The organism is Actinomadura opuntiae (assembly GCF_030283205.1).
In the GTDB taxonomy this organism is placed as follows: Bacteria; Actinomycetota; Actinomycetes; order Streptosporangiales; family Streptosporangiaceae; genus Spirillospora.
In genome coordinates, this window is record NZ_JASNWF010000010.1 from 219,956 (window position 1) to 240,190 (window position 20,235).

The following is a 20,235-nucleotide window of genomic DNA, read 5'->3' on the forward strand; positions in this document are numbered from 1 at the left end:
CATGAGCCACGAGAACGTAAGCGCCACCCTGACCTTCCCCGTGCCCGCTGCGCCCGCCGCGCCCGCCGCGCGAGTGTTCGCGGTGCCGGCGGACCCGACGACCAAGGCCGCGACCGATGGCGGGATCTGGGGATACGACCTGACGCCGCTCGGCCCGTCCCGGACCGAGGCCACGCTCACCCACGACTGCTCGGCGGTGCCGCAGTACATCCGCGAGTACGGCATCCGGTTCCCGCCGTTCGGCCCCGATCATCTCATCAACTCACTGCACCACCTGGCCCAGCCGGCCGGATCTGCCGCACCGATGTCCCGGACCTGAAGGCCCGGACACCTCCGCACCGACGCCAGACCAGCAACGAACGGGAGAACCCCATGAACACCACCGACGACACCAGCGCCGCCGGCTCGCAGACGCCTGAGGGCTGGGCCCCCGGCACCTGGACCATCGACCCCGCCCACACCACGGTGAGCTTCTCGGCGCGCCACCTGATGAGCCGGGTGCGCGGAACGTTCAACGATGTCAGCGGACAGATCGTCACCGACCCCGACCCCGCACGCTCGAGCGTCACCGCCGTGATCGGGACCGCCTCGCTCAACACCGGCAACCAGATGCGCGATGACCACCTGCGCTCGGCTGACTTCTTCGACGTCGAGCGGTACCCGCAGATGAGATTCGACAGCCGCACACTGCGCCGGGCGGCCGGCTCCTGGGTGCTCTCAGGTGAACTGACAATCCGTGATGTCACCCGGCCGGTGGACCTGGAGGTCGATTTCCTCGGCTCGGACCCGACCGGCCTCCAGGGCGAACCACGAATCGGCTTTTCCGCTCAGACGACCGTCAGCCGCCGCGACTTCGGCATCACCTTCGGCCTGGTCGCCGACGGCACAAAGATCATCATTGCGGACAAGGTCGACATCGCGCTGGACGTCCAGGCGTTCCAGACCTCCTGAGACGCCGATTCACGAAGGGACCCGGAGCGGCGACAACGATGAGGCCTTCGAATCCGGCCCGCTGGCCGACGCCGGCACGTCGAAGGGCTGGTCATTCTCGCCGGGGCCCCGACCATCCGCGCCTGGGACCATCCCGTCCATGTGGAGGACGTGGTCCAGGCGGCGGTAGCGGAAGTCGAGGATTACGCCCGGGTCCGGGTGACCGGTTCCTCACCGGATGCGGTCGACGGCGCGGTGGCCGCGGACGTGGTCCACCTGCTGGCCGAGCTGATCGAGAACGCGGCGGCGTTCTCCCCGCCCACCGCGGAGGTGACCATCACGTTCGCCACCGTCTCCCAGGGACTGGCGATCGAGGTGGTCGACCGCGGCGCCGGGCTGCACCCGCTGGAAAGGGCCGAGTTGAACCGGCGGCTTTCCTGCGGCACGGAGTTCGATCTCGCCGACACCGAACGGCTCGGCCTGTTCGTCGTCGCCCGGCTGGCGCGGCGACACGAGATCGGGGTGGAACTCGAGCCGTCGCCATATGGAGGAACGACGGCAGCCGTGCTGATCCCGGGAGCACTGGTGGCCGCCAGCGGCTCGGAGGCCCGGGCAGCTGGCGCGGCGAAGCCGGCGAAGCCCCCCGCGCAGGAGGGACAGCGCCTCGGCCGGCCGAATCGACCGGCGCCAGGAGCGCGCCCGTCCGAGCCCTTGAACGGCGTCCTCGCGGCTTCCATCGAACCCGCCGAGAACTGAGCGAGATGACCCCGAGCCCGCGCAAACCAGCGAAGTGTTCGGACGGCTTCGGCAACCACAGGCTGTCCGGTAATGGTGGAGGGGGCCACCGGGCGTGCTGCTGGTGACCTGTCGCCTGAGCAGGCGGACGGCGCCTCCCCGAGGTCGCCCACCGCACCGCGGAAAAGACCGCCGCCCACGTCATGAAGGCGCGAGGTGTGGTCCCGGACACAACCGAACTGGACGAGGATGACGACGGCGTCCCGGTGTGAGCCAGGAGGCGGTGATCGAACCGCCAGGTCCGGTACGGGTGACAAGTCCACCGGGTGTGACTGCCAGGCCCGCTACCGGTTAGGGCGTGGGTGGCGGGGTGAACAGGGCCTGGAGGGTTCGGGTGGCTGTTTCGCGCAGCCAGGTGTGGGCGGGGTCGTTGTCGTGGCGTTGGTGCCAGAGCAGGCAGAGGGGTACGTCGGGCATTTCGAGCGGCAGCGGCAGGGTGGTCAGGCCGAACTGGTGGCGGATGGAGCGGGTGGCCGCGTCGGGGAGGGTGACCACGAGGCCGGTGTCGCGGGCGAGTTGCAATGCGTTGACTGTGGTGGGGGCGGAGGCGATGACGCGGCGCTCGTGGCCCTGCGAGGCCAGGGCGTCGTCGATCCGGTCGTGCAGGCGCCCGCGTCGGGAGACGGTGAGGTGATCGGCCGCCGCGTATCTTTCGGCGGTTACGGGCTGTCCGGTGAGCGGGTGGCCTGGGCGGACGGCGAGGACGAGCCGGTCATGGCCGATGAGGCGGTGGCGGATGTCGGGCTGGGATGGTGGGCCCGCGCTTGAGGCGAGGTCTACCGCGCCGCGGCGCAGCTCGGGGGTGTCGTCGCCCGGTTCGGCGGTGAGGCGGAGTTGCACCCCGGGGGCCTGGCGGAGCACTGCGGCGATCAGGTCGGTCCCGCACGTGGTGGTGAGGGCGTCGTGCCAGCGGACGGTGAACACCCGTTCCAGGGTCGCCAGGTCGAGTTCTGTCTGAGGGGACAGCAACTGGTGGGCCTGCTGTACGAGGGCGTGGACCTGGGTGCGTATGGCCAGCGCGTGGGTGGTTGGGGTCATGTGGCGTCCGGTGCGGACGAGGATCTGGTCGCCGGTGGCTTTGCGGATGCGGCCCAGCGAGCGGCTCATCGCGGGTGCGGTGACGTGGAGGCGGGCTGCGGCTCCGGCCACGCTGCCTTCTTCCAGCAGGGCGTCCAGGGCGGTGAGCAGGTTCAAATCCAGTTGCATGAGAGTAACTGTACGAGTGAAAACCATGCACTTGTTGTTAATGGTTGGGGCCTCTACCTTCGAGGTGCGGGGCCCAGGGAAGAGCCCAGCACCGCCCCGTTTCTGACGAATCCAAGGAGTACGCCATGAGCACAGCCATGCCTTCTGGCCAAGACGCCGCGCTTGTGTCCGAGGTGACCGATGTTGTGGAGGCCGCCGGGCGCACCCTGCGGGAGCGCTACACGACCCATGCCCGGGGCGTGAGCCTGGAGGAGGTCGTCGGTGAGATCCACGCGAATGACGACGCGGTCCTCGCCGTCATGCGCGAGCCGCTGCTGAAGGCGAGGCCTGGTTCGCAGTGGGCGGAGGACGAGTTGGCAGGCGGGGCGCTCCCGGCGGGGGAGTGGTGGGTCGTCGACCCGGCCGAGGGCAACATCAACCACGTCCACGGCATGCCCGACTGGGCCGTCACCGCCACCCTGGTGCGCGACAACCAGTCGGCCCTCACGGTCGTTCACCTTCCGCTGACCGGCGACACCTACACCGCTACCGCCGGTGGCGGCGCCCACCTCAACGGCCGTCCGCTGACCGTGTCGGCCAAGAGCGACCTGCGCGCCGCCCTGGTCGGCACCGGACAGGCCCGGCCGGGCGAGAGCACCGACACCTTCGGCCGGATCGGCGCATCGGTCACCGCCATGCTCACCGCCGGCCTCGTCGTGCGTGTGTCGGTCCCGGCCACGCTGCAGCTCATCCACGTCGCCGCCGGACGCATGGACGCCTTCTGGCAGTTCTCCGACGTCCGCTCCGGCCTCGTCGCCGGCGCCCTGCTGGTCACCGAGGCCGGAGGGACCGTCACCGACCTGGACGGCGAGCCCTGGAGTGCGGCCAGCCGCGACTTCCTGGCCGCCGCCCCCCGCATCCACACCGCCGCGCTCGACGTCCTGGCCTCGATCTGACAGCCCCCCGGACCACCCCCTCCCAGACCGCAAGGAGCATCACCTCATGACCAGCATCGGCATCCTGGGCGCCGGCCGCGTCGGCACCAACCTCGCCCGCGCCCTCACCGCCGCGGGACACCACGTCACCCTCGGCCGCCGTCAGAACGGCGGCGAGACGGGCGTGCCGCCCGCGAAGGGAACCGCCATCCGCTATGCCGATCACTCCACCACCGCCCGCACCGCGGACATCGTGATCAACGCCACCCCCGGCGGCAGCACCCTGGAACGGCTCACCGCCCTGCGTCCCGAACTCGCAGACAAGATCCTCATCGACGTCTCCAACGCCACTCACGACGCCGCCGACGGGCTGCCCGGCGACCTGTGCTACCCCGGCAGCAGCCTCGCCGAACAACTCCAGGCCGCCCTGCCTGACACCCACGTCGTCAAGACCCTCAACACCATGCTGTTCATGGTCATGACCGCCCCCGGGTCCCTGACCACCCCGCCCACCGCCTACCTCTCCGGCAACGACGAGCAGGCGAAGAAGACCGTCACCGGGCTTCTCGGCGACCTCGGCTGGCAGCCCGCCTGGATCGAAGACCTCGGCGGTATCACCACCGCCCGCGCCACCGAAGCCATGATCCTCATCGTCCCCCACATCCTGCGCCGCAACGGCTTCACCCCCTTCGCCGTCTCCCTCGCCCGCTGACCCCTCCGTCAAAGCTGACCGAGATCATGGCCTATACCGACTTCGCGACCAGCGCCCCGACAACCGTGCAGGAGGCCCTGGGGCTTGACGCGTTGTACGTCGGACCGATGCAGGCGCTGGCCATCCGTGAGGATTCGAGCCACTTCTTCAACCGGGCAGGCGGCTTCGGCGCCGGCGGCCGTCCGATCACCGCCGACGACCTGACCCCGGTGTGCGACTTCTACCGGGAGCAAGGGGTGGCACGAGGCTCGCTCATGTTTGCGCCCTCGGTGCTGCCGGCCGACTGGGCCGCCGTAGTCTCGAAACTGGGCCTCACCGAAGGCAGCCGCTACACCAAGCTCAGTCGCGACACCGAAACGGTGTCCACGACCGTCGGCCTTTCCGTGTTGGACCCGGGCTGGTGAGTCGGCGTCGTCGAGGCCTGACAAGCCCACGAGTGGGCCACCGTCATGATGACCACCTTCGGGTTCACCGCACCCGAGATGATCGAGATGGCCGCGTCCTTCATAGGAAAGGCGAACTGGCGGCAGTACGCGGTCTGGGCCGACGAGCGGATCGTCGCGGTCGGAAGCGTCTTCCTCAACGGCGAGTGCGCCCACATGTTCGCCGGGGCCACCCTCCCGCACGCACGCGGCCGCGGAGCCCGGTCCGCGCTGCGGCTGCCCGCCTCCAAGCAGCTGCAACCGAGGGCTGCCGATGGATCGTCGCGGAGACCTCGGCGGAGAGCCCCGGCGATCACAACCCGTCCCTGCACAACATGCTGGGGCCGGGGCGGCTGCGGGGGCGGGGTCGCCGGCGCGTGCGGCGGCGATGCGGCCGACGAGGTCGGCGGCGCTGGTAGTGGGGTCGTCGAGGCGGCGATACAACCCCTGCCCTTGTCCTGGTCCGCCTCTACCCAGGTCACCGCAACCTGCGCACCCGCCTGGTCGGAGCCGTCGGATTCGCGTTGCTGGCCGGCTTTGCCGTCGGAGCCTTCTGCGGTACGCCACCGGTTCCCTCGACGGCGACACCCTGCTCACTTCTCACTCGGCCTGTCCCTGGGCATGGCGGTGCTCTCGCCGATTTTTCTCGGTCTTGAGTCCTTGACCGGATCCGCCGGCATCGGCCTCGGAGGAGGTGTTGCCATGTTCCTGGGCAACCCGCTGTCCGGCCTGTCCACCGGTCCACACTGGCTGCTCGAGACCTGGGCGACGATCGGACAGTTGCTCCCGCCCGGCGCCGCCGGCAGTCTCCTACGCGCCAACGCCTACTTCGACGGCATCGGAGACCTGCAGCCCATTGTCACCCTCACCGCCCGGGTCGTCTTCGGCCTGGTTCTGGTCGTAATCGCCGACCAACGCTGGCGCAGTGCTCGCCGCCACGCCGAGCACCGCAGCTGAACAGTCCTCGACGATTCAGGGGGAGGCGGGACGGGTGATGCGGATCATGGCGCGGTAGAGGGCGCGGGGTCGTGGGGGACGAGCACGCCACCCAATCGATCCGGGACGGGCAGCGGATCCGCGTGGACGGGACGAACGGACACGTGGAGATCCTGCCTTAGCACTCCGATCGCATCCGGCGACCGATGGGGCACATCGCCGTTCGGGCATGCCGTCCATACCGGAACGGCTCGCGACTCGGCGCAGACGGTTGGCGACCAGGTGCTGCACATCCTCTGGAGCCTGCCGGGCTGCAAAGCCGTCTCAACTAGGTCGTCCATTTGAGATGCAAAAGGGGTTCAATGCAAGGCGTGATCAGCTACCGGGTACTCGGCTCGCTCGAGGTGGCGCGGGGAGACCGGATCCTGCCGATCGGCTCACCGCGGCAGCGGACGGTCCTCGCCTGCCTTCTGCTTCGCGCCGGACGCCCCGTCCCGGTGGAGCGGCTGGTCGACCTGCTGTGGGACGAGGCACCCCCGGACACGGCGCGTGCCGCGACGCACGTCCATGTCGGGCGGCTGCGCCGCACGCTCGGCGACGCCGTACGGATCGAGACTCGCCCGGACGGCTACGTCCTCGACCCACCGAAGGAAGCGGTTGACCTGCTGATGTTCGACGACCTGGTGGCACAGGCCGGTGCGCTGGGCGACACCGAGCCGGACACGGCGCTGGCACTGCTGCGGGAGGCGGTCGGGTTGTGGCGCGGGCCGATCCTTCCAGACGTGCCGTCGGCCACGCGGCACCGCGAGGAGATCGCGCCGCTGACCGAACGCTGCGTGGAGGCGGCGGTGCAGTGTTATGACCTGGAGGTGGCGCTGGGGAATCATCGGGGCGCCGTCTCGGGACTCACCGCGCTCGTGGCGGCGCATCCGCTGCGCGAGCGCGCTCGCGCCCAGCTGATGCTCGCCCTGTACCGGTCCGGTCGCCGGGCCGAGGCGCTCGAGGTGTACCGCGACACCGCCGTGCTGCTGCGCCGGGAACTCGGCCTGGATCCGGGCGAAGAACTGAGAGAGCTGCACGCGGCGGTCCTCGCTGACGCAGTGCCCGCGCCGTCCTTGCTGGCGGCATCCCGGGTCACTCCGGTGGCGCCCCGCACGCAGGGCGGTATGGCCGGTGCGGATCCGTGGCCGGCGCCGACCCAGCTGCCCTACGACGTGGCGGCGTTCACCGGCCGCCAGGAGCAACTGGGTAGGCTGCGCGAGCTGATCGCCTCACGCGACGGCACCGCGATCGTCGCCGTGGCCGGAATGGCGGGCGTCGGCAAGAGCGCCCTGGTCGTCCATCTCGCCCACCGGTTGAAGCAGGACTTCCCGGATGGCCAGCTGTTCGTCAATCTGCGCGGCTTCGAGGAGGCTGATCCGCTGCAGCCGTGCGAAGTGCTCCAGCGCTTCCTGAGGGCCCTTGGCGCCCCCGGCGAGCACATCCCGACTGAAGCCGACGAGCTGGCCGCGGCCTTCCGGTCGCGGGTCGCGGGGAAGAGGCTTCTGATCGTCCTGGACAACGCGCGCTCGTCGGAGCAGGTGAGGCCGCTGCTTCCCGGAGAACCGGCATGCCTGGTGCTGATCACCAGCCGCCGCCGTCTCGACGGGCTGGTGGCCCGCGAGGGTGCGCGGCAGCTTCTGCTGGACGCGATGCCGCCCGGCGAGGGCGCGCGGCTGCTGGAGAGGCTGGTCGGCAGGGAGCACACCACGGCCGATCCGAGAGCGACCCGGGCGCTGGTCGAGCTGTGCGGCGGGCTGCCGCTGGTGCTGCGCATCGCCGCGGCCCGCCTGCAACAGCACCCCGGCCGCCCCCTCGGCGATCTCGTCGAGGAGCTGAGCGACGAGGAACAGCGGCTCGGCGCTCTGGCCGTAGAGGGCGACGACAGCGCCGTCCGGGCGACCCTGAACCTCAGCTACCGTCCGCTGCCCGGCCGCATCGCCCGGTTGCTGCGCCTGCTCAGCCTGCATCCGGGGACGGACTGTACCGTGGCCGCGGCGGCCGCCATCGCCGGTACCGATCCCGCCGAGACGCGCACCGGACTTCGGCGGCTCACCGACGCCCATCTGCTCCAGGAGATCTGCTACGGCCGCTACGCCATGCACGATCTCGTCCGGCTGTACGCGCGCCAGCTCGCCGACACCACCGACAGCACGTCCGAGCGCGGGGCGGCGATCGACCGCATGATCGACTACTATCTGGCGACCGCCGACGCTGCGAGCCGGCCGCTGGAGGCCGATACCCCGCCGCCGCCCCGCCGCATCCGGCATCCGCCCGCGCAGCGGCCGCACTTCAGCGGTTACGAGGGGCTGACCTGGTTGGACGCCGAGCGCGCCAACTGCCGCGCGGTCGCCGAACTCGCCTTCCGCCTCGGCCGGGACGAGCGCACGTGGCAGCTTGTCGACGCCCTGTGGATCCACCAGCTCATGCGCATGCACCGGCAGGACTGGATCGAGCTCCACACGCTCGGCCTGGCGGCAGCGCGCCAGCTCGGCGACGCTGGCGCCGAGCAGCGCATGCTGCGCCGCCTGGCGCGCGGCCACGCCCGCTGCGGGCGATTCGACGAGGCGACCGAACTCGGCGAGAAGGCAATCGCGCTGGCCCGGCGTTTGGACGCCCCGCGGTCGCAGGCATGCGCAATGATCAATCTGGCCGCGACCTACGAGGAGATGGGGGCCGAGGCCGCCGCGATCGAGCTGTACGCCTCCGCCGCGTCGCTTGCACACGCGCACCGGCTCCGGGCTGAAGAGGCGCTGGCGCGGGCCAACACCGCCGGCGTCCTGCTGAAACTGGAACGGCCGAAGGATGCCGCCACCGTCTGCGAAAGGGCCATCGAACTGTTCGGCGACCTGCCTGCCACGCACCATCGGGTGACCGCGCTCATCTGGGCCGCCGAGGCGCACCTGCAACTCGGGGAAACCGGCGTCGCCCTCGACCGCTTCCGGCAGGCCCTGGCAGACGGCACCCGGACCGGCGACCGGGAGGCGGAGGCCGAAGCGCGCTACGGACTGGGCAAGGCCTTGCTGGCTACGGCTGGGTCGGCCCAAGCCCTTCCCCAACTGCGCGAGGCCCGCTCGATCTTCGCAGAGCTGGCCTTTCCTCAGGCTCGCTCCGTCGGCGACCTCATCGAGCAGATCGAGGGCGCTTCCCATGAAGCGCCGGCAGACGGTGCGCGTTGATGGTGCGGGACAACCGGGCATGTCCACGGCGGTGCGCGTGAGAACAGCGCGGCGCCCACGCATGGCCTGCCCTCTGCCGTGGAGATCGGCACTTCAGCGCGCGTCACCCGCCGGACGAACCCTGCAGTGGGCCGTCGCTCGCTCTGACCGCTGGTTTCGCCGGGGAGGAGGCGAAGCGGCGTGACCGCCGTTCCTCCCGGTTCCTGCTGGCGCTCCCTTGGACCACCTGCGGTCACCGGCATCGAAAGCCGCAGTGTTGGCGAAGGCCCGGATCGTAGAGTTCTCCGTGGGGGTTCGCCAGACCAGAACGGCGGCAGCCGGTGCCAGATCCTCGATCGTGACCAGGGCGAGCCCGGGGAACGGGAAGCGCTCCAGGTACGTGGCGACCGTGCAGTGCAGGCCATGGCCGCGGGCCACCAGCGTGAGGATGTCTTCAGGGTACGGGTGCGGACGGCCGAGGAGCGCCGCCATGTCGTTCGCCGTGTGCTTCAGCGGCTGCCCGGAGCGGGTGAACCTCGGCGTCCACAGGTCGCGGAGATGGGCCGGTACGGTGCCGGGAAGACGGAGCATCTCGTAGCCGAGGAGGTCGTCCAGGCGCACCGCCGACTCGCGCGTCAGCGGGTGCCCGGCCGGGACGAGCAGGGCGCGGGGGACACACCGCAGGACCGGCCCGACCGTCAGGCCCGGCCTTCTGAGGTCACGACCGTCACCAGCGGGAGACCAGCACAGGACCATGTCGTTCTCCTCCAGTGGCGTCTCCGGATCGGTCCGGACGACGTTGAGCACCACCGTGCAGTCGGGATGTCGGGCTTCGAAGATTTCAGCGAGCCGGATGGGGAGCTCACCGCCGATGGTCGACGCGTACCCCAGTCGCAACCGCTCCCCGATGCTCCGGGCGGCGAGTTGCGTTTCCTTCATCGTCTCCAGCAACTGCCCGTATGCGTCGCTCGTTCCGGCGCGGAACCGCTCACCGAGTGGGGTGAGCCGCACCCGCCGGCTCGAGCGTTCGAAGAGGGCGCCGCCCACCTTGGACTCGAGGCTGCGGATCAGCTGGCTCACCCGGCCTGCGCTGCATCGGAGCCGGTCGGCCGCCCGGCCGAAGTTCAGCTCGTCGGCCACCACGAGAAACGCCTCGACCTCACGCAGTTCCATGGTGGCCTCCTCAACAGGCGCGACGCGCCGCTACAGGGCCGTCCTCCCCTTCAGAGCGCGTTTGCGCCAGCGCGTGCTCGGGTGATCCGTCCCTCCGCTGGGCGACTGCGCCCGGACCGGCTGACCGGTCCGGGGCGGGCGGTGCGTTCAACCACGCTCCCAGGGCCGCCTAACAGCCCACGAACACCTCGCGAACGGCCTCCGAAACGACCGACGCGATCGCCACATGTTCCGCCTTGGATCCTCCGCCGTCGCAAGCGGTCCAAACAGCAAGGATGGGCGCCGCCACCGGACATGCAAGCGTTAATGGCCGTTCTACATGCGCACTCCGCCGCTTCGTCGACAGCAACGGATCGCGGCCTGGTACTGGTGTGCGCGGCAAGGTGACCTGCGCTCAGAATGCCGGTTCCTTTCGGCGGGTGATCTGGCGGGCCGCAATTGTGGGTGATCTACGCCGCCACGGTGCAGAGCGCCGCCGCTTATATAATCTTGTTCAACCGCCTTGCGGCATTCCTGAGCGGCATCACCGGGATCCTCGGCGTCTGGGGGCCCACCGTTCTCGCGCTATTCGGCATCGAGGCCTTCATCGGGCTGTCCGGTGCGGGCATCATCTCCGTCACCTGGATCGGCGCCTGGATACGGCGACGGTCCTCGGACGTGAGCCGGTCGGCTTTCCGGATCATGCAGTACGGCTTCGGTGAGCGTGTAGTTGACGTAGACGAGTGAGGATCCACGTGACAAGCACCACTGAAAAGTCCACGCGGGGTCTTATGGCATACGTGCCGGTGTCGACGAGATCTCGACAGGGCCGAGGCCGTATTGCACTGCGGCACGAGTGAGGTCGGCCTTGTTGTGGACGCTGAGTTTCTGCCGGATGCGCTGCACGTAGGTGTCGATGGTCGCCTTCGACAAACCGAGTTGCGAACTGATCTGCTTGTGCGTCCAGCCCTCGGCGACCAGGGTCAGCACCTGGCCCTCCCGCTGGGTCAAGCTGTTCGGAAGGGCGACCGGCAGAGGAGGCGGATCGTCCGGGACCACGAAGAGTTCCCCGCCGACCGGTCCGGAAAGGAAGAAGCGGTCCCGGGCCACGATGCCGAGCGCGGCGATCAGGGTTCCGGCGTCGGCGGTCATGTCCAGACACCCGTGCAGTCCGGCACCGACCAGCGCGTTCAGCTGCCCCCGGTCGAGCATCCGAGCGATGCCGAGGACGAGGGAACGCTGCGTCCAACCGCGCAGGTCGGTCATGAGCCGGTCATCGATGACCTGCGGGAGGCCGACCAGCAGGACGGGGAGCTCGCATGTCTCCTGGAGGACCGCATGGACTTCGGCGGCGACCTGGGTCGCGGTCACGCGGTAGAACCGCGAGGCCGATTCCAGCGCGCTGAGGACCCCCCTCATCAGCAGAGTGCCGTCATGCAGAAATACCACGGGTCGCGGTATCCGGTCCGCGCCGGCGGCTTCGCCGATTTCGTGCGGCGATGGGAAGCGGATGTCGTCCGGTCTCTGTCCCAAGCTCATCAATCCTTCAGCGTTCAAGGTCTCCGAGCAAATGTGCGAGGCACGCTCCGAGAGCGACGGGCGAATCGGTGACACGGTCGCCGTTTCCGACCTCTTCGTGGTGCGGACCTCTGCTTCCGTGCACCGCCCAGCCGGCCGCGTACCGACGCGCGTTCGAGTTTTTCGGCCCCGACAAGGATGTGATGGCGGTGTCAAGGCGAGGCAAGGGCCGGTGCTCGTACTGGGCGAGCAGGCGGTAGTCGGCCCGGAACGCCGGTTCGAAGACCTCCCGCAGGTCCTGGACCGCGGCGATCTCGGGTGGTACGCCGCCTTGGGCGATGAGCCGCTGCCAGAACTCGCGCGAGCCCAGCGCCAGCAGTTTCCCCGGTACACGGTTCTTGCGGTCCGGGGGCGGGTAATCGCTCACCACCAGGCGGACGGGTGCGGGACCGCCCAGTTCGCGGATCCGGTGCGCCACCAGATAGGCCAGCAGCGCTCCGGAGCAGTCGCCGAAGAGGGCGTACGGGTGGATCGAGTGCGGGAGCAAGGCGCCGGCCAGGTCTGCCGTCAAGCCGGCCAGGTCCGCGCGCGCGGACTCACCGAACCTGGCTTCGCGGCCGGGCAGGGCCACGGCCCACAGGCCGAGGCGGGCGGGCAGGTGCCGGGCGAGTTCGACGAAGACGTTGGGGCCGGCGCCGGCATTGGGGAAGGCGAACAACCGGATCGCGGGTTCCGCTGAACTCTCGGTCAGGTGCACCAGCCAGGGGCTGTACGCGGTCATCGGGGTGGTGCCGCCGATCGGTCGAAGGCCGCTGAGAACTCGGCGAGGGTGGGAGCGTCGAAGATGTCGAGGATCGTCAACGAGATGCCGGAGCTCTTTCTGACCCGTGCCAGAATGCGGGCCGCCGTCAACGAGTCCCCACCGAGCTCGAAGAACGAGTCGTGATCCCCGACGGAGACCCCCAGGACCTCCTCCCAGATGGCCCTCAACTCGCCGGCCGTGGCTCCCGGTGCCATGGCGAAGTCCCCCATGCCGTCCGCCACCTCCTGTTCGATGAGCAATCCCGTCGGACACGGCCGGGGGACCGCGCCTCCGCGCGGCACGGTCCCCCGGCCCGTTCCGGCGATGCGATCATCCGCGTCGGATGCGGTCAGTGATCCGTCGGGACGGACGGCGCAACGGCTCGCGATCTCGCTGCGCCTCGCCGGACCGGTAGGCCCCTTCCAGTGGACGATCATGATTTGGCTGTGCAGGCGGGAACAAGCCCGAATCTCTAATTCATGCTTTAGTCCGTCCATGCCGACGGGCATTCGTCGATAGCCTCAGTGCTTCTAAACAAGCGTTTAATCAAACGGCCTTGCGACTCGCTTCGACGTCCGGAAATCTGGGCCGAGGAGGAACACATGAAACCCACGTTCGGGCTCTACCTACCGCAGGTCCACCGGACTTTCGCGGAGCTGGCGATGTTCGCGTCGGCGGCGGAGGATCTCGGTTTCGAGTCCGTGTGGTTCATGGACCATCTCTCGCTGCCAGGAGTGCGGGGTGGAACCCTGGAGGGATGGACGGTGGCGACAGCGATCGCGGCCCGGACCAGCACCCTGCGCGTGGGCCACCTCGTGCTCTGCGAGTCGTTCCGGAACCCGGTGCTGCTCGGCAGGATGGCGGTGACGCTCGACCAGATCAGCGGGGGGCGGCTTAACCTCGGGCTCGGTTGGGGCTCATCGCCGTCCGAGCTGGCGGGCCTGGGGTTCAGTCCGGATCCGCCCGGCATGCGGCGAGCGCGGCTGGCCGAGCTGCTGGACGTGCTCGAACTCGTCGTCGGCGGCCGCCCGGTCGACCACACCGGCGCCTTCTTCACCGTCCGCGACCCGCAGGGCGGCCCGGCCGCCGTGCAACCCCGCATCCCGTTGACCATCGGAGGCGCCGCCGAAGGGACGATGGCGCTGGTACGCGAGCGGGCGGACTGGTGGAACTGCCGCGCCCCGGACACCTGGCGGCTCGGCGAGCTGATCCCGCAGGCCGGCGCGGCTCGCGTGTCGGCGAACTACGAACTCGCCTTCTCGCATCACTCCGACTCCACAGGTTCGGTGCTTGCCGGGCCGCCCCACGATCTCGCGCGGCGCCTGTGCGCCGACCGGGATCTGGGCGTGCGGCATTTCGTCGTTCAGCCGGTAGATCCCGCCGGCGGCGTCGCCGATCTGCGCCGCTTCATGGACGAGGTCGCCCCCGCCGTTACCGGCGGGTGACCGCCGCGGCCTTCACGCCTTGCGGTTGTCGACCCACCGCGTCGTACTGGAGCCGGGGGTGATCCCCGCAAAAGCGGGGCTCTTCGCCGCGGCGGCCGGTAGGGCGCCGGGGTCCATGCCCGCGCTTACCTCGTCCCGCCGGGGACCGAAGTGCTCGGCGTCGCGGGCGAGGGCCTCCAGATCGAACCCGAAGACCCGGGCGGCGTTGCCCGAGAGCATCAACTCGACCTCGTCCTGCGGGACCCCCGCATAGGCCAGCCGGATCGCGGACTCGCTGTAGGGGTAGGTCGCCTCCGTGTGCGGGTAGTCGCTTCCCCACATGATCCGGGACACACCGACCGAGTTCCGGATCGCGGTCTCCGACGGATGCATGAAGCTGGCTCCCGCGTAGCACTGGCGCTGCCAGTACTGGCTCGGACGGAGCGACAGGTTCCGGGCCACGGTGGCGCCGTGGCTGAGGTCGCCGCGGCCGGACGCTGTGCGCATGGAGTCAGCGAAACCGTCCATGGCGCGGAGCGCGCCCGGGATCCAGCCCAGTCCCTCCTCGGTGAAGACGACGGTCAGCTCGGGATGCCGCTCCAGCACGCCGCCGAGGATGAGGTGCCGCAGGGTGCGCTGGTCCCACCAGCGCAGTTCCAGCATAAACAGCACGTGGTCCTCGGGGCGGTCGCCCGCGCGGGGCGCGGCGCTGCCGCTGTGCACGTTGACTGGGAGCCCGGCCGCGACGCAGGCGCGCCAGATCGGATCGTAGTACTCGTGGTAGTACAGCGGCGGCAGGCCGGATCCGGGCGGGGTGCCGGGCAGCAGCAACCCGCCGCGCAGGCCGGCCGCGGCGGAGCGCTCGATCTCGGCGACAGCCTCGTCGACGTCGTTCAGCATCACCTGGAAGACGCCCGCGCGGCGTCCCGGTGCCGCGGCGCAGAAGTCGGCCAGCCATCGGTTGTGTGCGCGCAGTCCTTCCCATCGCCGCCGGACGTCCTCAGCGTTCTCGACGGCCCGCTGACTGCCGAGCGACGAGGCGGAGAAGAACGGCGGGATCGTGTTGGGGAAGAGAACCTCGGCGACGATCCCGTCCTTCTCCAGCTCGCGCAGTCGGCGCTCGGAGTCCCAGTTCCGGGTCCCGTCCTCACCTTTGAGGTCCTCGTAGGGGACCTCGTAGCCGGCTGCCCAGGTGTCGAACTCCTCCCGGCAGGACGGGTCGAGGTACTCGCGGTACTCCAGGAGGTCCGCGCCACCGTGGCAGTCCGCCGAGATCACCGTGTAGCGCGTCCGTTCGGCCATCGTGTGTCCCGCTCCGTTCCTGTGGTCGTCTGGGTGGCCGCGTGCGGGGGCGGGCACGCCGCCCCCGCACGCGGGCCGCCTAGATCCTGGCGTAGCCGTAGTTGAGTGTCTTCGCCTCGACGGGGTCTGCGGACTCCAGCCGCTCGTCGCCGTCGACGAGAGCGCCGTCCTCGTCGACGTTCCACGACTGGTCGTTGATCGTCAGCTCGCGCATCTCTCTCTCCTCCTCTCTCAGGATGGTGGGGTTCAGCGCGGCGCCTCCGCGCCGTCTTTCTGGAACCGGTGCTCGCATTCGGCGACGACGAAGTCCATGTGCGCGCCTGTCATGCCCTCGCCGAAGCCGAGGTGGAGCGTCCCGGCCCCTTCGTTGAGCTGGGAGTTGAGCGCCCAGTTCACCTGCGGGAGGAGAGCCATGTTGGTGCCGAGGCCGAGCTCGATCGTGTGCCCCTCGTAGGCGGGGTTGGTCACGTCGATCACGGCCTCGGTGTAGTCCACGCCGCCGGCCCGCACCTCGGCGAGCATCCCGTCGGCGAGGCGCAAATCGATCGGCGCACGTGCGGCGATCTCCTCGCGCAATCGGGTGGCGCGGCGGATCCGCTCGTCGCCCTCTGGCCGGACGCGTGCGTCCCTGGCGACGAGAAGGCCGGACGCGACCGCCGTGCCGGCGATGTCGAAGGCCCCGCGCCAGTCGGTGGACGACGGTGCGGTGATGGAGAACTCGCAGAAGCTCGCCACGCTGACCCACTTTCCGAAACCGATGCGGGGGTCGAGCCAGGCGTCGGCGTGGAGCCGGTCGGCGAGCGAGCAGGTCAGGTCGGTTCCGTTGCCTTCGAACCTGAGCAGGCCGGGTTGCTCGGAGATGCTCCGAGCCCAGTAGCGGTTCCATTCGCAGGCCGCCACGTAGTCGGTGGCGCAGACCAGCCGGAGCGTGTACTCCGCCACCGCCGGGGACGGGTCGAAGCTGGCGATCGGGACCAGCAGCACCCGCATGCGCCGGAACAACCTGCGCAGCTCGCGGCTGACGAGCCTCCTGCGCAGGAGCAGGACGACATTGGCGTCGTCCGGCAGATCGGCCGCGTCCTCGAGGGAAGCGGTCCGCATTCCCAGCCCAGCGGCGTACCGGTTCAGTTCTGAGTCGTCCGAGACGACGTTTACCTTCCCCTCCGGAAAGACTTGGGAAAGGTTGTTCTCGACCTCTCCGGACCTCGCTTGCGAATCGATTCCAGGAGTTATCGACATGCCTGTGATCTTAGAACGGATCTGCGATTTCGATAATCTCGGAAGTGATGACTTCCGAGGGTCGTCCCATAAAGGGGACTGCCGCGGTCAGTGCTGGCCGAGCGTTCCCTCCGCGCGCATCCGGCGCTCGACCCGACTGAACAGCGCTGAGCCGCCCGCCAGCCAGAGCGCCGACGTCACCAGCAGCGCGCACACCTCCACGGCCGGCGGGTAGAGGGAGTTCGCCCCGAGCGCGGCCCGCCGGCTCAGGTCGATCGCCCAGGTGGTGGGGATGAGATAGGAGACCGGACGCAATGCGTCCCACAGCACCACCACGGGGAACGTGACCCCGGCCAGGACGGTCACGACGTAGCCGAGGTTGTCGGTGAGGCCCGCGGACCGTCGCCAGAGCAGGGACAACGAAGCGCTAAGGAATCCCAGCCCGGTGAGACCCGGCAGGAGCGCGCCGAGCACCGGCAGGACGAGCACGGTCCCGGGCCCGTAACGGGCGCCCGCCAGCAGGCTCACCAGGGCCGCTATCGTCGTCCCCGCCAGCGTGCTGAGCCCTGTCATGCAGGTCATCAGGCCGAGGACGAGGGCGCGGCGGCTCACCGGCATGGCCCAGGTCAGTTCCAGTGTGCCGAGGTCCCGTTCCGAGGCCATGGCCTGGGCGGGGCCTGACAGGACGGCTCCGGTGACGGTCGCCCCGACCAGGCCGGCGGACAGCCATCCGCCGAAGTCGGAGGTTCCGGTGAGCTCGTCCATGCCCGGCGATCGCCCGTGGACGAGGAAGGCGGTGCCGAGGAGGAGGACGGGCAGGACGAGCTGGTACAGCGGAGTGAACAGCATCGTGTTCAGCAGGGTCAGCGGGTAGCGCCGCAGGACGCGCAGCTCCTTGCGAACCACCGCCAGCAGGGCGCGCGCGTCCGGGGTCATCCCGCCGCCTCCGGGACGACGAGCCGCCTGCGCACCAGCCGGACGACCGCGTCACGCGCGGTCTCCAGAAACAGATGACCGCCCGCCACCAGCCGGACCTCGAACGGCCCGCGAGTGTAGGCGGACCAGGCGGGAAGGAGGGCGGCGGGCACGGAGGAGTCGTCGAGGCCGCCGAGGACGGTGAACGGGCAGTCGAGAGGCTCTCCGCCCGGCGGCCGGTAGTTCTCGAACAGCGCGAAGTCATCACGCAGCTTGGGCAGGAACATGTCCAGCAGTTCGGGTTCGCGCAGGAGGAGCGAGCCGGCGTCGTAGGCGCGCAAACGTTCGGTGAACGCGGCCTTGGGCAGGTTGTGGGCGGGTGGGCCGGGATCGGGGCGGTTCGGCGGGCGGCCGGCGGACGGGAACAGCCGAACCGGCCCGGGCAGGCCCCGCGAGCGCGCTCCGTAGGCCAGCGCCAGGGCGATGTGGGCGCCCATGCTGTGCCCGAAGAGCGCGTAGGGCGCCGTACGGAACGCGGAGCCGAACTCGTCGAGCAGCTCCTCGACCAGCTCCTCCATGGAGCCGGGCAGGTTCTCCTCGAACCGGTTCTCCCTGCCGGGCAGCTGGACGGGCCAGACGTCGACGCTCGCGCCGGCGAGCTCGCGCGGCCACGAGCGGTAGGCGGTCGCGCCCCCGCCGGCGCACGGCAGGCAGACGAGCCGGACCCGCGGCGCGCTCGCCGGCAGGGTGAACCGCGTCCACCGGCTCGGCGGCACCACTGGGTCAGGCAACGCATACCGCCTTCAGGTAGCGCTCGAATGCGGCGGGCGTGTCCAACGCGAGCGGCCCGTCGCCGATGGCGGCGGTGGGGACCGGCACGCAGCCGAGGGTCCGGAACTCCTCCAGCCGGCCCGCGATCTCGCCGGCGTCCCCGGTGATCGCGATCGCACCGGTCATGGCGCGGTCGATGTCGCCCGTCGCCAGCCGGTCGCCGAACCCGGACGTCTCGAACACGTGCCGGTACGCCGGCATCATGGCGTACTGGATGACGAGGCCCTCCAGGTCGCGCTCCAGGTTCGGATGGTCGCCGGCCAGGTACACCGGCACCTCGACGAGGACGGGCAGCGTCGCGGGGTCGCGGCCGATCCGCGCGCAGGCGTCGTGCACTGCGGGCAGGACATGCTCCTCCACGTAGCGGAGGGGGACGAGCCAAAGCAGCAGCCCGTCGGCGAGCTCCGCCGCCAGCTCGATCATTCTCCGCCGCATGCCGCCGAGAAGGATCGGGACGCCGGCGCCGTGCCCGGTCAGGTTGGAGGCGTGCGCGGTGTGGTGGCGTCCGGCGAAGTCGACGCGACCCTCGCCGAGCAGGGTCCGGACGATCGTCAGGTACTCGCGCATCGCCGCCACCGGGGGAACGGGGGCGAGGCCGAGCACGAACTCGTTGACGAACGGGTGTCCGGCTCCGAGCCCGAGGGCGAACCGTCCCCCGGAGAGGTCGGCCAGCGCCGACACCGTCTGCGCGATGTGCACCGGGTGGTGTCCCGCCGCGGGTATGACCCCGGTCCCGATGTGCATCGAGCGGGTCGCGGCGGCGCAGGCCGCCGCGATGACGGCCGAGTCGTGGCCGTCGGGGGGCTGGCTCAGCCAGAGGTACTCGGCCCCGGCTTCCTCCGCCATCCGGGCGCGGTCGACCGTGGCGCTCAGGCCGTGCGCGCCGGAGGTGAGCAGCAGTGGGTTTGCGGCCCTCCGCAGGCCGTCCGCCACCGTGAGGGCTCCTGTCATCGTCGCAACCTCTCCCGGACGCTCAGCGTGCGCCCTGCTCGTTGTCCACAAGTTCGGCCAGGGCACGGACGGTGGGCCGGCGGAAGAGCCGCGCCACGGTGACCTCCACGTCGAAGTGCTGCCGGATGCGCCAAGCGAGCTGCACGGCCATGAGCGAGTTCCCGCCGAGCTCGGCGAAGTCATCGTCCAGACCGATGTCGCGGATGCCGAAAGCGTCCGACCACAGGGCGGCGATCCGCTGCTGGACAGGCGTCTCGGGCGCGGCGTAGGGAGTGTCGAGCAACCGCTCGCCCTGGGCGTCCATCGCCGCCACCGTCGCGTCGTCCCCCAGTTCCCGTTCGAGCACATCGCCGGTGAGCGACTCGACGCGGCGCAGGTTCGCCTCCAGCCCCTCCGGGCACACCACGAGATGCGGCGCGGCGCCCCACGCGCCCAGCAGCGCCCGCAGCGCGTCCATGCCGGTGGCTGGAGAGATCATCCAGCCGGTGCGGCCGGACTCCGTATCGGGAGCGGGCACGTCCGCCTGTGCGGGGTCGGCGGTGGGTTCGTCCGCGAACGAGGCGGGGTCCACCCGCCGCAGCGCGTACTGCTCGATCTCCACCAGCTCGGCGCCGTCCGGGGCGATGACCCTGATGTCAGCGGCCACGATCTCCCCGTCGGCGGTGTCGAGTTCCCGCACGTCGACGTGGAAGCGCGGCGGCAGCGGCGCGCGGACGAGGATGCGCCGGTAGCTCAGCGGCAGGTACTTGCTCCCCTTGCCGACGCCCGCGATGATCCGGGCGTTGGAGACCGCGTCGTCGAAGAGGGCAGGGTGCAGCACGTACTGGTCGCATTCGGCGTGGAAATCCTCCGGTAGCGCGACGGTGCCCAGCTGCCTGCGCGTCCCGCAGTCGATCTGCTCCACGCTGTACCAGTGGGGGCCGAAGTCGACGATCCCCTTGGACCTGAAGTCCGGGGTCGGTTCGAAGCAGAAGTCCGTGCACTCGGCGCGGACGGCCTCGACGTCGTGT

Annotated in this window: 22 protein-coding genes; 10 read left to right on the forward strand and 12 right to left on the reverse strand. The window is 70.2% G+C overall.

The window, feature by feature from the left end; all coding sequences use genetic code 11:
- Position 1: 1 nt before the first annotated feature.
- The 3 genes from QP089_RS23125 (at position 2) to QP089_RS23135 (ending at position 1,686) form a co-directional block, all read left to right on the forward strand.
- A complete protein-coding gene (locus tag QP089_RS23125; protein WP_285913847.1) occupies positions 2-319 on the forward strand; it encodes an SRPBCC family protein in 318 nt (105 codons plus the stop codon).
- Positions 320-372: 53 nt separating this feature from the next.
- Positions 373-951, forward strand: coding sequence for a YceI family protein (locus QP089_RS23130; protein WP_285913848.1), 579 nt, complete (start codon positions 373-375; stop codon positions 949-951).
- Between the two features lie 141 nt (positions 952-1,092).
- Positions 1,093-1,686 (forward strand): sensor histidine kinase, encoded by a 594-nt coding sequence (locus tag QP089_RS23135; protein WP_285913849.1) that lies wholly within the window; start codon positions 1,093-1,095, stop codon positions 1,684-1,686.
- 330 nt (positions 1,687-2,016) lie between these two features.
- Here the strand turns inward: QP089_RS23135 and QP089_RS23140 are convergent, their stop codons facing one another.
- On the reverse strand, positions 2,017-2,931 hold the full coding sequence (locus QP089_RS23140; RefSeq protein ID WP_285913850.1) for a LysR family transcriptional regulator: 915 nt from the start codon (positions 2,929-2,931) through the stop codon (positions 2,017-2,019).
- Between the two features lie 125 nt (positions 2,932-3,056).
- On the opposite strand from QP089_RS23140, the gene QP089_RS23145 reads away from it, so the two are divergent.
- From QP089_RS23145 to QP089_RS23165, 5 genes are all read left to right on the forward strand, one after another.
- Entirely contained in the window at positions 3,057-3,866 is an 810-nt protein-coding gene (locus QP089_RS23145) for an inositol monophosphatase family protein (RefSeq protein WP_285913851.1), read from the forward strand.
- Positions 3,867-3,912: 46 nt separating this feature from the next.
- Positions 3,913-4,557: an NADPH-dependent F420 reductase gene (locus QP089_RS23150; protein ID WP_285913852.1), complete on the forward strand. Its 645-nt coding sequence runs from the start codon at positions 3,913-3,915 to the stop codon at positions 4,555-4,557.
- 26 nt (positions 4,558-4,583) lie between these two features.
- Entirely contained in the window at positions 4,584-4,961 is a 378-nt protein-coding gene (locus QP089_RS23155) for a hypothetical protein (RefSeq protein WP_285913853.1), read from the forward strand.
- Positions 4,962-5,600: 639 nt separating this feature from the next.
- Positions 5,601-5,936: a hypothetical protein gene (locus QP089_RS23160; RefSeq protein ID WP_285913854.1), complete on the forward strand. Its 336-nt coding sequence runs from the start codon at positions 5,601-5,603 to the stop codon at positions 5,934-5,936.
- A gap of 350 nt (positions 5,937-6,286) precedes the next feature.
- Complete coding sequence (locus QP089_RS23165; protein ID WP_285913855.1) at positions 6,287-9,133, forward strand: AfsR/SARP family transcriptional regulator; 2,847 nt, start codon at positions 6,287-6,289, stop codon at positions 9,131-9,133.
- A gap of 93 nt (positions 9,134-9,226) precedes the next feature.
- Here the strand turns inward: QP089_RS23165 and QP089_RS23170 are convergent, their stop codons facing one another.
- A complete protein-coding gene (locus QP089_RS23170) occupies positions 9,227-10,285 on the reverse strand; it encodes a LysR family transcriptional regulator (protein WP_285913856.1) in 1,059 nt (352 codons plus the stop codon).
- Between the two features lie 444 nt (positions 10,286-10,729).
- Between QP089_RS23170 and QP089_RS23175 the strand changes: the two genes are divergently transcribed.
- A complete protein-coding gene (locus QP089_RS23175) occupies positions 10,730-11,011 on the forward strand; it encodes a hypothetical protein (protein WP_285913857.1) in 282 nt (93 codons plus the stop codon).
- A gap of 42 nt (positions 11,012-11,053) precedes the next feature.
- Here QP089_RS23175 and QP089_RS23180 read toward each other — a convergent pair whose 3' ends face one another.
- The 3 genes from QP089_RS23180 to QP089_RS23190 are packed head-to-tail and all read right to left on the reverse strand — an operon-like array spanning position 11,054 to position 12,844.
- On the reverse strand, positions 11,054-11,803 hold the full coding sequence (locus QP089_RS23180) for a helix-turn-helix transcriptional regulator (protein WP_285913858.1): 750 nt from the start codon (positions 11,801-11,803) through the stop codon (positions 11,054-11,056).
- Between the two features lie 7 nt (positions 11,804-11,810).
- Positions 11,811-12,563 (reverse strand): thioesterase II family protein, encoded by a 753-nt coding sequence (locus QP089_RS23185; protein WP_285913859.1) that lies wholly within the window; start codon positions 12,561-12,563, stop codon positions 11,811-11,813.
- Positions 12,560-12,844 (reverse strand): phosphopantetheine-binding protein, encoded by a 285-nt coding sequence (locus tag QP089_RS23190; RefSeq protein WP_285913860.1) that lies wholly within the window; start codon positions 12,842-12,844, stop codon positions 12,560-12,562. The genes QP089_RS23185 and QP089_RS23190 overlap by 4 nt, the downstream gene beginning before the upstream one ends.
- Positions 12,845-13,186: 342 nt before the next feature.
- Here QP089_RS23190 and QP089_RS23195 point away from each other — a divergent pair, with 342 nt between their 5' ends.
- Positions 13,187-14,029 (forward strand): LLM class flavin-dependent oxidoreductase, encoded by an 843-nt coding sequence (locus QP089_RS23195; protein ID WP_285913861.1) that lies wholly within the window; start codon positions 13,187-13,189, stop codon positions 14,027-14,029.
- Positions 14,030-14,041: 12 nt separating this feature from the next.
- On the opposite strand, the gene QP089_RS23200 is transcribed toward QP089_RS23195, so the two are convergent.
- From QP089_RS23200 to QP089_RS23230, 7 genes are all read right to left on the reverse strand, one after another.
- Positions 14,042-15,310: an amidohydrolase family protein gene (locus QP089_RS23200; RefSeq protein WP_285913862.1), complete on the reverse strand. Its 1,269-nt coding sequence runs from the start codon at positions 15,308-15,310 to the stop codon at positions 14,042-14,044.
- Positions 15,311-15,389: 79 nt separating this feature from the next.
- A complete protein-coding gene (locus tag QP089_RS23205) occupies positions 15,390-15,524 on the reverse strand; it encodes a hypothetical protein (RefSeq protein WP_285913863.1) in 135 nt (44 codons plus the stop codon).
- Between the two features lie 32 nt (positions 15,525-15,556).
- Positions 15,557-16,549 carry a CgnE/CgnB domain-containing protein gene (locus QP089_RS23210; RefSeq protein ID WP_512699683.1) on the reverse strand — a complete coding sequence of 331 codons (993 nt, stop codon included), beginning with the start codon at positions 16,547-16,549 and terminating at the stop codon, positions 15,557-15,559.
- An 87-nt stretch (positions 16,550-16,636) separates the two neighbouring features.
- Positions 16,637-17,464, reverse strand: a complete 828-nt coding sequence (locus QP089_RS23215; protein ID WP_285913865.1) for an ABC transporter permease — start codon at positions 17,462-17,464, stop codon at positions 16,637-16,639.
- Positions 17,461-18,234, reverse strand: a complete 774-nt coding sequence (locus tag QP089_RS23220) for a thioesterase II family protein (protein ID WP_285913866.1) — start codon at positions 18,232-18,234, stop codon at positions 17,461-17,463. Before QP089_RS23220 ends, QP089_RS23215 begins: the two co-directional genes overlap by 4 nt.
- Complete coding sequence (locus QP089_RS23225) at positions 18,227-19,225, reverse strand: LLM class flavin-dependent oxidoreductase (RefSeq protein WP_285913867.1); 999 nt, start codon at positions 19,223-19,225, stop codon at positions 18,227-18,229. Before QP089_RS23225 ends, QP089_RS23220 begins: the two co-directional genes overlap by 8 nt.
- Positions 19,226-19,247: 22 nt before the next feature.
- Positions 19,248-20,129, reverse strand: coding sequence for a phosphopantetheine-binding protein (locus QP089_RS23230; RefSeq protein WP_285913868.1), 882 nt, complete (start codon positions 20,127-20,129; stop codon positions 19,248-19,250).
- Positions 20,130-20,235 lie beyond the last annotated feature (106 nt).

Excerpts from the sequence above, each read along its gene's own strand:
- QP089_RS23155 (WP_285913853.1), top strand. The coding sequence starts at position 4,584 with ATGGCCTATACCGACTTCGCGACCAGCGCCCCGACAACCGTGCAGGAG.
- QP089_RS23205 (WP_285913863.1), bottom strand. The coding sequence starts at position 15,524 with ATGCGCGAGCTGACGATCAACGACCAGTCGTGGAACGTCGACGAGGAC.
- QP089_RS23225 (WP_285913867.1), bottom strand. The coding sequence starts at position 19,225 with ATGACAGGAGCCCTCACGGTGGCGGACGGCCTGCGGAGGGCCGCAAAC.
- QP089_RS23150 (WP_285913852.1), top strand. The coding sequence starts at position 3,913 with ATGACCAGCATCGGCATCCTGGGCGCCGGCCGCGTCGGCACCAACCTC.
- QP089_RS23195 (WP_285913861.1), top strand. The coding sequence starts at position 13,187 with ATGAAACCCACGTTCGGGCTCTACCTACCGCAGGTCCACCGGACTTTC.
- QP089_RS23125 (WP_285913847.1), top strand. The coding sequence starts at position 2 with ATGAGCCACGAGAACGTAAGCGCCACCCTGACCTTCCCCGTGCCCGCT.
- QP089_RS23170 (WP_285913856.1), bottom strand. The coding sequence starts at position 10,285 with ATGGAACTGCGTGAGGTCGAGGCGTTTCTCGTGGTGGCCGACGAGCTG.
- QP089_RS23140 (WP_285913850.1), bottom strand. The coding sequence starts at position 2,931 with ATGCAACTGGATTTGAACCTGCTCACCGCCCTGGACGCCCTGCTGGAA.
- QP089_RS23145 (WP_285913851.1), top strand. The coding sequence starts at position 3,057 with ATGAGCACAGCCATGCCTTCTGGCCAAGACGCCGCGCTTGTGTCCGAG.
- QP089_RS23160 (WP_285913854.1), top strand. The coding sequence starts at position 5,601 with ATGGCGGTGCTCTCGCCGATTTTTCTCGGTCTTGAGTCCTTGACCGGA.
- QP089_RS23130 (WP_285913848.1), top strand. The coding sequence starts at position 373 with ATGAACACCACCGACGACACCAGCGCCGCCGGCTCGCAGACGCCTGAG.
- QP089_RS23215 (WP_285913865.1), bottom strand. The coding sequence starts at position 17,464 with ATGACCCCGGACGCGCGCGCCCTGCTGGCGGTGGTTCGCAAGGAGCTG.
- QP089_RS23185 (WP_285913859.1), bottom strand. The coding sequence starts at position 12,563 with ATGACCGCGTACAGCCCCTGGCTGGTGCACCTGACCGAGAGTTCAGCG.
- QP089_RS23210 (WP_512699683.1), bottom strand. The coding sequence starts at position 16,549 with ATGTCGATAACTCCTGGAATCGATTCGCAAGCGAGGTCCGGAGAGGTC.
- QP089_RS23180 (WP_285913858.1), bottom strand. The coding sequence starts at position 11,803 with ATGAGCTTGGGACAGAGACCGGACGACATCCGCTTCCCATCGCCGCAC.
- QP089_RS23200 (WP_285913862.1), bottom strand. The coding sequence starts at position 15,310 with ATGGCCGAACGGACGCGCTACACGGTGATCTCGGCGGACTGCCACGGT.